Genomic DNA, 13465 nt, shown 5'->3' with positions numbered 1-13465 from the left:
TCTCCGTTTTCTAGTATCAATTCCAAATTTTATGAGTGGCATCTAATCCTGGGCATTGCCAAGCTCTTAGCGTTCTCTCTACGTCCACCTCAAGTCCTGTGGTGAGAAAATTGCTACGTATGTTATAAATTCCCCACTGAATAAATTGACCATAGGTATATACATTACCTGAGAGCACACCTTCACTAACTTTTGTTCTGGAATATAAATAAGATGATGTGTAAAGTAATATTGCAACTGTTTTTCCTGCTGGAATCTCTACATTACCAGATCCAGCTAATTTGCTATCAGAACTCGTGTATTGGTAAACATTTTTCCATATTATTCTTGAAATTCTTGATTTATTAGAATTAGTATTATCTGGTGTTCCCACAAATAATCCTGCACCTCCATACTCCGTACTCGAATACGATGATCCAACAAACTCTATAGTTTTATTTATGTTCACATTCGTTGTATTTTTTATAAATACTACTCCAAGTGCAGCATATGGGTAATAGTATATCTCATCATAACTACCCGAAAAACTTTTTGTGTATAACTCTCCGTAAATAAATGTTCCCTTACTTCCCTCTATAAAACTTAGTTGTCTTGGCCGATAAAAACTAACGTAATCTGTATCGTATGTATGGCTACCTGCTAGTAATTGCAACATATAGTCGGTTTTACTACTCCACTTTCCAAGCTCTGTCGTAAAAGTTCCGTGGCCAAAATAATTATTTTTTCTGCCAAGTACACCAAATAAGAAAGGTAATGACCCTGGTTCAACCATGTTGCGCTTTCTTATTTCATTTATAAGAGACGCTTTTAACTGTTCATCCCGAGTTTTTACCTCATTAGAGATGTTTTCAATTCGAGTTTCTATTTCTCCTATAATTGATGAGCCAGGTGGTACATTATTAACAGCACGAAAATCTTCTACTAAACCTTTAAGACCATCTTTATGACTGTTACTAATACTATTTATTGCTGCAATATTTGCATTCTTTCTCGTATCAAGTAGCGATAAATTTGTTGTTCCTTTTTCATCAATTCTCTTTAATAACTGCTTCTCTGATTCAGAGATCACTGCTAAAGAACTAGCTTTTTTATTATCCAGATCAGTTAAGTGTTTTTTTGCACTATCAAGAAGCTCTTTTAGCTTACCATCAGTCATCTGTACAATTTCAGAAACTGCACTTTTGTCGACTATTGATTCCAATGCTTTAGCAAGATATGCTAATTGATCTGGAGTACTGTTTTCTGCCAAATCCTTAAGTCTTTTTTGTAGTGCATCAATTATTTCTTTTATTGTGGTCATTTGTACAACGTTGGAAATAGCTTTTTTATCTGCTATCAATTCCAGCGATTTTGCAAGATATGCCAATTGATCAGGTGTGCTATTTGCTGCTAAATCCTTTATCCTTTGGTATATTGCTTCTTTCATTCCCAAAAATTTAAAAAAGTCTCAAAATTAAACCGCTCAAAATTACTCTTAAGTTGATTATGCTCATCTTCTCTTTCGGTAATATCTTCATCTATTTTTTCTATAGCTCTGCGAATACGTACTACATCTTCCACTGCAATATTTTCTGGATGTGGTAGTGTATATCCTCGTTTGCTTTGGTCATTTGGCATTGATTCAAGTAATAATCACTCGCAAATTTTTGACTTTAGGACGATAGACAACTGTTCCACTTAAAACCAATTTTATCCTTGTCTCATTGCCATTAAAGTTTGTCAGTATGTGTACTCTCTCTACCCAATTTTCTCCAATTGGTTTTCCTGCTGTTAAATCTACTAATTGCCATCCTTTAGCGCTTTGTTCCACATATGATTTTACATCTGCAGTACCAGGTATTAATGCATCATACGTTATGGTAATTTTAGTGTTAGCTCCTGCGGTAATGCTCCTCGTGACATAATCTCCTTCTTCCCCTATATTTCCCAGAACTAGCTGTAACCCAGGATATAGCACTGGACTTTTTTCTCGCCCTCCTTTTAGGCTTGCTTTTACCGTTAGCTCTCCAGATAATCTTTCACGCAGTGCAAGTGGCAAATTATCAGACAAAAAGTTCTCTTTTCCCTCTTCATCTGTTAAGATAAATTCTACATTGGTATCAAATGCTACTTCTTCGACGTTCGTCAAAACAATTAAATCTGAAGTATTGTTTGCTGTCACTTTGCCCAGATCAACAACATGAGAAACTTCGTTAAATTTTGCAGCTAGTAATCGAAACGTTAAATCTAAGTTCTGATGTGGAGTCCAGGTACTTGCATTGCTTGATGAAAGTAATACTCCTACTTGATATGGCTGGCTTGTTACCCAACGGCTATTTACTGCATCATATTTGCCAAGTTCTGCTATTTTTACTGCTGTGTCTGCATCATCAGTGAGTAGCACTATTGCATATTCTTGTCCTGCATGGCAAAACACTGGTGACCAAGTAATACGTGTTGCTGTGCCATCTATCTTTATATCTTTTGGCTCAATATAACTTTCAGCAATGACAGTCTGCGAGGGCATGCCCACTGCTGTTTCTCTAATCTGCACAACAACACGTTTTTTGCCGTTATTTACAAACCATAACTCTAGACCTCCTATGTGTCTGCTCTCATTTAAAGTAAATGTTTGCGCTAAAGGATCAACTCTTCTTGCTGCGATCACTCTTCTTCTTTCTTCTATAGTAATAGTTTTTTTACCAGTATAAGTTGCCTCTCCATAGCTTCCTTTATCCCCATAAAACTGTACTAATTTAGTACCGGCTGGAATGTTTGCTGGTACTTTCACCTTTCCCTTTAATTTTCCCTGGTTGTTAGCTCTTTTTTCCACTTTTTTTTCCTCTATGCCATAGGTATAATAGAAATGCCATCAAATTTTATTTCCTTAAGCTTTTCATCTGGCTCAAAACCTTCAATTTCAAAATTCTGTACTGCTTCTCTCATAAATTCAGTTTCGTATGAAGTACTTGACAGCAGCTCTGTCGTTTCTTTAACATTAAATACTCTTGTTACTGGACTTTTCCAATTTGTTTTTACCTCCGTCCAGTGATCTATATTTTTATTTAGAGTAATTTGTGCCGGTACTGGATCAAAAGCTTGGTATGGATTGATCTTTTCTCCTTTAGTCTGTAAAAGCTGCTCCAGTACCGGTTCAAGTTCATACGGCAAAAGATATCTTTCCCCACCTTTTTCAATATCTGCAACTTCTACATCTATTGGCAGAACTAGCTCTCTATTTACTATTGCTGCAGACTGCGAAATTCCTTGATCACGCATATCATCATCAAAGAATGAATCAACAAATACTCCTTTTTTGGTGGTAGGTTCTCTTGAATTTGCATCATTGCGTAGACGTTCCTCTGCAACCAGCGCATAAAGATCATTTATTCCTTTTTTCATTGCTTCAAGCTCATTCATCGGTACAGCATGAATAGCATTATTCACTATTTTTACCCCTTCGCCTTTTTTCCACGTCTGATAAATGTAGCAGAGCAAAAGTTGTCCGCTAGGTGCTTTAGGTATCGATGGTTGCCAAGGGTGAGCTATGCCTTTTATCCTTCTTATTGCGCCTTTTGCATCTATAGTAATTAAATCATAGCGGGGCATTTTCCAGGTGTAATCAATCAGAACCAAGCTGTTATCAACTGCTCCTCTTACTTTACATCCTTCTTCACTTATATCTTCAGGACTTACATGAGTGCGAGAGCGGTAGGTTATCAGGTAACTACTTCCAGGAGATGGTTCTTTTCCTGGTAATGACCAATCAACGTTTCCTGCGTTTAATTTGTAATCTATACTATTTTCATAAATAACATTGCCTTGTTTAACTTGAATAATCTCAAGTACTGCAGAGTCAGGTATCGGATCAACAGCTCCTGAGTATGAACCATGAGTAACAGTAGTGGTTTTCTGAACAGTTATATCTACTTTTTTAATTTCACTTATTGGAAAATCATTAACCTTCAGTTCCATTACTCTTTGGCTATTTGGCTGAAAAGTGTGTGGTTCTGATTCAACTGATTTTATGTCTGGATCTTCATCAAAGGAAACACGAATACTGTGAGGTAACTCAATTTCATAACCATCAACATGAGCTTTGCCCTCATTAATCACAAATATTTCTTTTTTACCCTTTTTTACCCCTTCTTCTCCCTTTTCTTCTTTGTGGAGGAACATCACTTCTAGCCCATTTACGACGTAGGAACCATTGGCTTCTTTGTCATAACGAGCAAGAGCAGTAGTTACTATATTTGCTTGTGGTGGCGGTGAATGTTCTATTAATACTCCATTTTCAATATTGTAAATTGGATAAAATTCTCCTTCAGCATTACTAGTCATACCTTCAGATTGATAACCCCAAATGGTGGAAACTTTAAGTCTTGCAGCTCCTACTTCCTGATAGTTTCTTGTACCAATAGCAGGATCACGAAGATTTTCATCCTCAAGTTCTGTAATGGTAGATTCTACGTAATAAATACCTATGCGAACTGTGGTACTTAGTGGAATAGTAAATTCTTCTTTTTCAACTTTTCTAACCGCTCCACGAAGATAGATTTTTCCTGATTCAAGCGTAACTTTACCAGTTTCTGCGTCTATAATACAATTACTTCCTGTTATAACATCACCATCACGAAATATTGCATCGCCTATGCCTTTGAGCTTTGAAAGAGCATATTCTTGCGTCTCGTTTAATTCTGCAGACTGTAGACCTCTTCCAGCAAGAAATAAGCTTTTCTCATATTCTTTGTCAGGATTAAAGCGGTTATAATAGCTATTTAAGGTCATCTTTTTTCTCTTTTTCTAAAATGTCACTACAAACGAAAAAGTTTCCCTGGTTGCTGAAGTCCTAATGAGCGGTACTGTATGTTCTAAAAGCAGCAAAATTCCAGGATTTTCCACGTCTTTTGGCTCAAAATATCTCTGTCCTTCAGGTAATTCTTCTTTTACTTTAGTACCAACCATAACCCCTAATTCCCTTATCACTTGATTTGCTGCGTCCGTGAAATCGAAAGTGAATTTGAGAAAAAGATTATTGGTTGGTACATTTGAGGACCTAAACCTTCCAGAAGGAGTTACAAGTTCGCCGTTTTCATCACCTATGCAGAATAGAACCTCGTCTGCAGTACGTCTGCCAAGTTCATTGAGTAGTTTTTGAGAAGTAATAGGCTCCGGTGGTGTGCTTTGAACGTACTCTATAGTAACTGTACTATTCTCTACAATAGAGCTGTTTTCCGTGCGCTGAATAACACCAGTACTGCTATCAACTGTATAGTCAACACTTGGCTGATGCATTGTTTGTCCTGTAACAACCTTCACATCTTTAACAGGTTGATGATCAAGTTTTATTTCACCATTAACGAAAGTTTTTTCAACTTTGTAACTGCTTTCCCAAGTAGAATCTCCAGAACCCCAAGCAAGATGTAGAGATTGCTCTTTTATACTTGCTGCTATTGCTGCTCGACCTGATTGTGTGAGTATTGACATTTGAAAGTTTGGCTCCTGTATTATATATATACACGGTTGCTCAACAATTCGTCCAAACAATATAAAAAAAGTTAAAATAATTTTAAGGTAGCTTTTGAAAACCAACTAAATCATAGAACTCTGTTTCAGTAAGATTTTTGAAAATCAGCCAGCCTTCCCATTAGCTTTTAAATTTCAGCAATTCACTTTCAATTTTCATATAAGCAGTCTGTCTTATTTAATTTTAGAGAAGTCTTATTTGATCTATTAATAAAATAATTATTGTCTTATTCTATTTTTCATAATAGACAAATTACTCTTATTTAAATTCTGCAGGGTCTCGAAAGAAGAATTAGTAATAAATCTTTGATTATTCGAGGTTTTTATGAAATCTAAAAATTCTTTTTCAGGCGTTGATCCGATAATTGTTAAATATATAAAGTACTATGCTAGCTGTCTTAATCATACTAACTGTTTTATTGATAGGAGTCTTGAAGATATAGAGCTGGAACTTTTTTGTGAGGTTTGGCCTTGCCTTAGTCTGTATGATAAAACAAGAAGTAGCTTTAATACTTTTGTTGCTAATTTAACTAGACGTCGTGCTCGTAACCTCTTGCGTAACCAACTATGCACTAAACGTCAGATTAACTTTGGTATTGATGATAACATACCAGATTCTAAATATCTTGAAGATGATATAATGGTATACATTGACGTAAAAAATATAATCTCAAAATTACCGAAATCTCATAGAAAACTATGTGAGCTGCTTAAGGTTTCTACTATTACTGAAGCTGCAAAAATAACAGGTATACCAAAAACAACTGTCTACAACATTTTAAGGCAAATACGCGATAAATTTTCATCTTTAAAATGAGATTTGCTCGATAAGTTTTGGACGAATTACCTAGGTCACCGTGTATATATATCTGAGTGATTAAACCAGGAGAAAAATGAAAATAATTGATAGAGATGAACGAATGAAGACACAAACAGGAGCAAAAATTGTGATCTTTGGTCCTTATGGAATTGGTAAAACTAGTTTACTTAAAACTCTCGATGAAGCAACAACACTTTGCCTTGATTTTGAAGCAGGACTTCTAGCTGTACAAGACTGGAAAGGAGATTCAACTGAGATTCGCACTTGGAATGAGGCCAGAGACATTGCTTGTCTTATTGGTAAACCTAATCCTGCATTAAGGTCTGATCAGGCGTATAGTCAAAAACACTATGAGCATGTCTGTAGCAAATATAAAGATCTTCTTTCTGAGGTTTCTAAATACCAATGCATCTTTGTCGATAGTATAACCGTTGCTTCACGTTTATGTCTATTATGGGCAAGGATGCAACCTGAGTGTTTTTCTGATAGATCGGGAAAAGAAGACAAAAGAGCTGCTTACGGGTTACTCGCACAAGAGATGATGGCTTGGCTCAATCAATTTCAACACATCAGAGATAAAGACATCATCATAGTTGGCACATTAGGTCAATATCTTGATGACTGCAATCGTCCAACTTGGCTACCTCAATGTGAAGGTGCTAAAACCGCAAGTGAAATTCCAGGTATTGTTGACGAAGTAATCAGTATGGTTGGAATCAAGAAAGATGATGGTACAGAGGTTCGTTCATTTGTCTGTCAGACGATTAATTCTTGGGGATACCCTGCTAAAGATCGAAGTGGTTGTCTTAACATGGTTGAAGAACCGCATCTTGGTAGATTACTTGCGAAAATTAAAGCCAAAACCTTGGCTTCTGTTGCCTAATTTTAAAAGGAGTAATATGGAACAAAGCTTTTTCAATATCGGTCAAAAAATTCCTTTTTTCAGCGTAAAGGAGTATTTAAGTGATCAAACGCCAATACCAGAAGATATAATCTCACCAAGAATTTTGACAAAAAGAGGTCTATTGGTACTGGGTGGCCCACCTAAAATTGGCAAAAGTGACTTTTTGATCTCTTGGCTTATTCATATGGCAGCTGGAGTTTCATTTTTGGGTATGACTCCAAGCAAACCTATGAAAATTTTCTATCTGCAAACTGAAATTGAATATGAATATATGAAAGAACGTTTGCAACAACTTCAACTGGATAACGAACTTTTGAATATAGCTGCCAATAACTTAATCATTACACCAAGAGTACAATTATCTTTCAGCAGTGAAGAAATAGATGAAATTAAAAATGTTATTAAAGAGCGTTTTAAACCTGATATTATTGCAATCGATCCTCTTCGTAACATTTTTAACTCAAGTGAATATGGCAATGAAAATGACAACAGCGCTATGCTATTCTTTTTGCAAAAAACGCTTGAAAGACTGAGGAACATTATTAATCCAGATGCAGGTATAATCCTCACTCACCACACAAAAAAACTGTCCAAAAAGATGCTGGAAGAAGATCCATTTCAAGGCCTAAGCGGTGCTGGATCTTTACGTGGATTTTATAGCACTGGCATGGTGATGTTTGCTCATGATGAAGAAAGCACTACCCGTCAAATAGTGTTTGAGCTGCGAAATGGTGAACGTGTGGCAAGCAAGCTTGTCGATAAGATAAATGGTCATTGGAAGGTTGTAGACCAATGGAGTTGATTCTTTTTTTTACTTAATTTATAGGGAACAATATGCTAACAGATTTTTTAACTGATTTTAATAACGCAAAACTGCAGAGCAATTTAATACCGAAAGGTACAATAGTCAAGGTAAAAATGGCAATAAAGCCTGGAGGTTATGAAAATTGGTTCACTAAAAGCTATGCTACCGGCAGCATCTATTTAAACGCTGAATTTACCGTCACTGAAGGTCAATATGCAAAACGTAAGATTTTTCAAGTAATTGGTATTAAAAGTGGCAAAGCAAGCGTTGAAGGAGAAGATACTTGGGGAGAATCTGGTCGTTCTATGCTTAGAAGCATTTTGGAGTCAGCACGAAATATTCATGCACATGACACTTCAGAGAAAGCGGTTACTGCTAGAAAAATCAACTCTATAGCTGATTTTAACGGGTTAGAGTTTACTGCAAAAGTTGGTATTGAATCTGATCGGTATGGAGAAAAAAACAAGATTGCTACTGTTATTACTCCAGAACAATCTGAAGTTGATTGGTTGCCATTTTGAAGTACGACGAAGAGAAGCTCTGGATTGCTGTAATTGAGAGAGCTATCAAAGATGCAGCAGGAAAAAATCTAGAGCTAAAGAAAGAAGCAATAAAATGGTTTGATTCAGAGTCTTTTGAAACTGTTTGTGAGCTAGCTAATCTCAGCTCTAAACGTATGAAGAGTATGTATGGGGGTTTTATGCAGAGAAAGGAAATAAAAGGATTATTGATTGATAATATTAAGAAGTGTGTACCTTACCTAATTCCAAACGGTAATTTTTATCGAGAGAGGACTTATGTTGGCAATTGTGATGGGGATACGATTACAGTTAAAATAGTGGGTAAAGAAGCTGGAAATTGGCGTAATTTTACTAAAGGAATCAGTGGTGATATCATTGATCTTTGGACTTTAGTGAAAGGTGATATAAATTCCACTAAGAAGTGGTTAAATACTAAAGAAAACACAACAGAACATAAAATTACATCGTTTTTAGCAAGGCATTACTTAAATGATAAATCACCAATGCCAAAAGATATAATAGGCCCAAGAATTCTAACTCCAAGTGGTCTTTTGGTCATAGGTGGAACTCCAAAAATAGGGAAAAGTAATTTTCTACTTTCCATGTTAGTACATTTAGCTGCTGGAGTATCATTTCTTGGTATGAAGCCTGCAAAGCCACTTAAGATATTCTATCTACAGAATGAAATGGAATATGATTACATAAGAGAGCGCTTACAGAAGCTAAGAATCAGCAAGAAAATCCTTGATGAAGGAACAGAAAACTTAGTTATTACTAAAAAAGTACAGTTAACTTTGAATGTGGAAAAAATAAAAGAAATTATGTCGGAAAATCTCGATGTAAAAACAGTTGATCTTATAGTGATAGACTCTCTTTTTGATTATAGGAGTATGATCTCTTTTCTGCAAAATAGTATTGATGAACTACGCTCTATCACTAATCCTATGGCTGGAGTAATAGTTACACATTACACCAAAAAAGTGTCAACAACCACGTTAAAAAAGAATCCATTTCAAGCATTGAGTGGTGCTAATGTTTTAAGAAGTTTATATACATCTGGAATAATGATATTTAGGCCAGAAAGGAATACTCTGCAATTGATGTACGAACTTAAAAACGGCAAACCAATACCAACAAAATTCATAAATATGGTTAACGGACGCTGGATAGCTACAGCTTAACCAAATTTCTAAACTTTAAACATATTGGAGATTTTATGGATATCTATTGTGATTTTAATACTGTGCCTTCCAAAAAAAATGGAAGTTCTAAATTATCAGAAGAGAAAGAACAGCTAAAAGATCAACTTTTACTAAATATCAGATCTTGTCTTTCATACCTATTACCAAGAGGGATTTTTCGTGGTGATAAGTTTTATGTAGGCAATATACAAGGTGATAAAGGCAAGAGTCTAGTAGTAGAATTAAGTGGCAGTGAAGCTGGCCTATGGCATGATTTTGCAACAGGAGAAGGTGGTGACATTATCGACCTTTGGGCGGGAGTAAATAGAAAAAGTACAAGAATAGAGTTTCCTGAAGTAATGGCTTCTATAGCTGAGTGGCTTGGAAAAAAACATGCTAGGAAATATAAAAGTATCGAATATCTAGAACAATTTTTAACATGCAGTTGGAACTACTACGATGAAAACAATCAAGTTATTGTCATAGTCAACCGTTATGATCTTCCCGAAGGAAAAGAATATCGTCCTTTTGATGTGAAAAAATCTATTTTTACTGCACCAGAAGTAAGGCCTCTATACAACATTCCAGAAATCTTAAAGTCTGATAAAGTTATTCTGGTTGAAGGAGAAAAATGTGCAGAAGCGCTGATAAAACAAGGTATTACAGCAACAACAGCAATGTCTGGAGCAAATGCACTTATTGAGAAAACAGATTGGACTCCACTTAAAGGTAAAAATATTATTATTTGGCCAGATAATGATGAACCAGGTAAAAAGTATGCTGAAAATGTTAAAAAAAAGCTTTTAGAGATCGGAGTTGCATCACTTATTGTTCTTAATATTCCACAAAATAAACCAAAAGGCTGGGATGCTGCTGATTGTGTGTTAGAAGGAATAAGAGCTTCTGAGTTTATTGAAAGGAGGTTAAAGAAAAATGCTCAATTCAATATTTTAGATTGGAATCTCAGCCGTTATTTAGGTGAAGTACCAACACAAAGATTCCTAGTTGAAGGGTTATTTCCTTTAGGCGTTACTTCAATAATAGCTGCTATGGGAGATACAGGCAAAGGAATGCTGCTACTTGATTTAGCTCTCAAAGTTGCAAGTGATATAGATCAGATCTGTGGTTTTGGTTCGCTTGTAAAAGAGCACGGATCAGTGGTAATTTTTTCAGCAGAAGATGATGCAGATGAGATACATCGTCGCTTAGAACGTCTTGATCCTGAAGGTAATAGAGCAAAGTACCAGGATCGTGTATTTATTGTACCTATGCCAAACACAGGAGGACCATTTTCTATAATAAAAACCAATACGCGTGGTAAATGTCCTGAAACTTCAGAAAAATTTGAAGGTATTAGTGAACAATTAAATGCGATTGAAAATTTAAAATTGATTATTTTTGATCCATTAGTATCGTTTGTTCATGCTGATATAAATTCAGATCCAGAACTTGGGTGGTATTCAACAGGATTGCTTGCAAGTTTAGCAACTGAAACAGGAGCTACTGTAATTGCTGCACATCATATGAGAAAACCTAAATGTGGATCAATTACAACCGTAGAACAAGCAAGAGATGCAATAAGAGGTACAACTGCACTTGTTGATGGAGTTAGATGCTCTTTTGCATTATGGCCTGCACCAGTAGAACATCAAAATTCAGTGTGTAATACACTAAAGCTTGAAAGAACTCATAGTACAATTTATCAGGGAGCAGTGGTTAAGTCCAATGGGGCAGCAGACAGAAGTGTAAGAACTTATTTGCGTTCACCAACAGGCTTGCTAGAAGACATATCTGAACAAATTAATGCTATTAAGTCCTCTGATAAAGAGTTAAAAAATATACTTATTCACTACATTAAACTTTCAGCCCACGAAGGCCATCCATTTACGCATACAGGTGGTCCTGGAATTTTCAAACAACGTCATAAATTACCACCTATGTTTCATAATGTTAGCAGACATAAACTTGAACGTTTAGTACAGAGTTTACTAAATGACAATAGGGTAGTAAAAGGTATGGCTGCAGATTCAAAAGAAGATAAGTGGCTTGATGTTCCAACTGGTCCTTTTGCAAGGGGTGAAGGTAAATTTAAGCTAGGTGCAGGGAAATTCAAAGTTGCTAATAGTCTTTAAAAACAGTTTACAGCCATGCTTCTGTGACAGCATAAATCTGCTATAATAAAAGGTTTTTAGGGTTTTAAGAGGATTACAGACTTGAAAAAACTTTTATTTGAAAAATGGGTCATACAAAAAGCATTTAAGCCAAATTGGGAATACAAATTCCGCAACTATAGGCAAGCTTGATGTGTTTCATTACTTTGGTTAAGCCGATCTGAGTTTTATAGTTTCCGTGATTTCCGGCAAAATTTCAAAATAAAGAAACAAAAATATAATACACCTAAACTATTGAAATTCCTTATTTTTATTCATTCAATATCTATAAGATTTTATCTTTCCAGTTCCAAAAGACTTAATAAATCAGATCACCCTAAAACCTGCCACAGTAGCTAGCTTTCCACTTTCCGAAAATCTTATATATTATTATAATATGTAAATAATACTATACATATATATATACTAATAATAAATAATAATAGGAAATAATAATAAACAATATGAAAGTATAATGAATTAATAAGGTTAAAAAGTAATACCTAGGTAATGAAAAAAAAGAAGTTAAGGGAATTGGAAAAGTTTTAAAATATTCATAAGTACAAGAAATATCCTTTAATGCGGGTTTAAAATGATTCTACCACTTTAGGGTACAATTATACCACTGAGACCTAAATTGCTCATGCAGGATAGCTTAAAACTCAATTACGAGGCATTTCTTTTGCTTTAAACTTTAATCTTTGTAAAAGAAATCCTTGTCTAGCCTATCACGTTTTTTATTCGTTGTAAAATATTTTTTCAAAATAATAAACCAGATAAACGGCAAAGAACAGAAGCGACTGCGAGACGGAATGCTTTGTGTTGAAGGCCTTGTTTTCCTTTTCTACCTTACTATAAACTACTGATTAAAGATACAAAAGTAAAAAGAAGCAAATACAGTGTTTTAAAGCATTTTATGAGTTTAGGTTTGTGTGTTTCTATCTTATACTAAAGAGCCTCTATAATACCGCTAAAAATGCGAATAAAAGGCATACAAACTCTATATGAATGTAATCCATTATAAGAGATGAATAAGTTAGAGTTTTGAGATTAACTCAAGTAAATTGCTACAAAAAACGTCCTGTAGACTTAGCAGCACCTAAAGAAAGTATAAAAGGATTGAGACGATAACCATGGTCTTTGCAAGAATATCCTGGCCAGCCAATGTTTTCAATAACGTCGTTACAATTTGCACCAAGCTCTTTGGATAAAATTTCTTTTATTGCTTTAATCATTCTATTTAGTGGCCTTCTAATCTTGTACTCTAAATTGTGAATTTCTGAATTAAAACCCAAGTGCTCTCCTAGTTGATTGATATTAAGGAACTTATATTTTTCTGCTGGCAATCCGCTTTTGAAATCTTGCCAAAACTGAGCTAACAAAACGTGCATAATACCAAGGCGTGCTACTGAATGCTTACTGATAATTTGAATGTTATTTATGTAGATTGAGTTATTTATAATATGCAAATGTAGTATCTTAGGCTGAGATAGCTCAGTGGATGGAACGAGCAACATTTATTAACTTATTATGTTTAATAAACTTATTATAGTATATTTTCAATAAAAAAGTAGAATTT

The 13465-nt window shown here is 35.1% G+C and carries 12 protein-coding genes; 6 read left to right on the top strand and 6 right to left on the bottom strand.

All coding sequences use genetic code 11. The annotated features are described in order from the left end of the window. Positions 1-16: 16 nt before the first annotated feature. Genes ABWU65_RS02060 through ABWU65_RS02040 form a run of 5 tightly spaced genes read right to left on the bottom strand, consistent with a single transcriptional unit; the run spans position 17 to position 5466 of the window. Entirely contained in the window at positions 17-1426 is a 1410-nt protein-coding gene (locus ABWU65_RS02060; RefSeq protein ID WP_353280178.1) for a hypothetical protein, read from the bottom strand. After that, on the bottom strand, positions 1423-1617 hold the full coding sequence (locus ABWU65_RS02055; protein ID WP_264735741.1) for a hypothetical protein: 195 nt from the start codon (positions 1615-1617) through the stop codon (positions 1423-1425). Before ABWU65_RS02055 ends, ABWU65_RS02060 begins: the two co-directional genes overlap by 4 nt. A 4-nt stretch (positions 1618-1621) precedes the next feature. Then, positions 1622-2812: a hypothetical protein gene (locus ABWU65_RS02050; protein ID WP_353280177.1), complete on the bottom strand. Its 1191-nt coding sequence runs from the start codon at positions 2810-2812 to the stop codon at positions 1622-1624. A gap of 11 nt (positions 2813-2823) precedes the next feature. Then, the gene (locus ABWU65_RS02045; RefSeq protein ID WP_353280175.1) at positions 2824-4767 is read right to left on the bottom strand and encodes a DUF4815 domain-containing protein; all 1944 of its coding nucleotides are present in this window, start codon (positions 4765-4767) and stop codon (positions 2824-2826) included. Positions 4768-4782: 15 nt separating this feature from the next. Continuing rightward, positions 4783-5466, bottom strand: coding sequence for a hypothetical protein (locus tag ABWU65_RS02040; RefSeq protein ID WP_264685939.1), 684 nt, complete (start codon positions 5464-5466; stop codon positions 4783-4785). 364 nt (positions 5467-5830) lie between these two features. Here ABWU65_RS02040 and ABWU65_RS02035 point away from each other — a divergent pair, with 364 nt between their 5' ends. The 6 genes from ABWU65_RS02035 (at position 5831) to ABWU65_RS02010 (ending at position 11868) form a co-directional block, all read left to right on the top strand. Further along, the gene (locus ABWU65_RS02035; RefSeq protein WP_264374869.1) at positions 5831-6322 is read left to right on the top strand and encodes a sigma-70 family RNA polymerase sigma factor; all 492 of its coding nucleotides are present in this window, start codon (positions 5831-5833) and stop codon (positions 6320-6322) included. Between the two features lie 76 nt (positions 6323-6398). Beyond that, positions 6399-7208 carry an ATP-binding protein gene (locus ABWU65_RS02030; protein WP_262986573.1) on the top strand — a complete coding sequence of 270 codons (810 nt, stop codon included), beginning with the start codon at positions 6399-6401 and terminating at the stop codon, positions 7206-7208. Between the two features lie 16 nt (positions 7209-7224). Continuing rightward, positions 7225-8031, top strand: a complete 807-nt coding sequence (locus ABWU65_RS02025) for a helicase RepA family protein (protein WP_262986572.1) — start codon at positions 7225-7227, stop codon at positions 8029-8031. A gap of 32 nt (positions 8032-8063) precedes the next feature. Further along, positions 8064-8555 carry a hypothetical protein gene (locus ABWU65_RS02020; protein ID WP_265017116.1) on the top strand — a complete coding sequence of 164 codons (492 nt, stop codon included), beginning with the start codon at positions 8064-8066 and terminating at the stop codon, positions 8553-8555. Continuing rightward, positions 8540-9736: a helicase RepA family protein gene (locus tag ABWU65_RS02015; RefSeq protein ID WP_265017117.1), complete on the top strand. Its 1197-nt coding sequence runs from the start codon at positions 8540-8542 to the stop codon at positions 9734-9736. Before ABWU65_RS02020 ends, ABWU65_RS02015 begins: the two co-directional genes overlap by 16 nt. A 35-nt stretch (positions 9737-9771) precedes the next feature. Next, the gene (locus ABWU65_RS02010; protein ID WP_353280171.1) at positions 9772-11868 is read left to right on the top strand and encodes an AAA family ATPase; all 2097 of its coding nucleotides are present in this window, start codon (positions 9772-9774) and stop codon (positions 11866-11868) included. Between the two features lie 1085 nt (positions 11869-12953). Here ABWU65_RS02010 and ABWU65_RS02005 read toward each other — a convergent pair. Further along, the gene (locus tag ABWU65_RS02005; RefSeq protein WP_211908246.1) at positions 12954-13403 is read right to left on the bottom strand and encodes a hypothetical protein; all 450 of its coding nucleotides are present in this window, start codon (positions 13401-13403) and stop codon (positions 12954-12956) included. Positions 13404-13465 lie beyond the last annotated feature (62 nt).

This window comes from Wolbachia endosymbiont (group B) of Silvanus unidentatus (genome assembly GCF_964028615.1).
Lineage (GTDB): Bacteria > Pseudomonadota > Alphaproteobacteria > Rickettsiales > Anaplasmataceae > Wolbachia.
The sequence above is the reverse complement of the archived record's forward strand: the minus strand, read 5'-3'. Positions and strand labels throughout refer to the sequence as shown.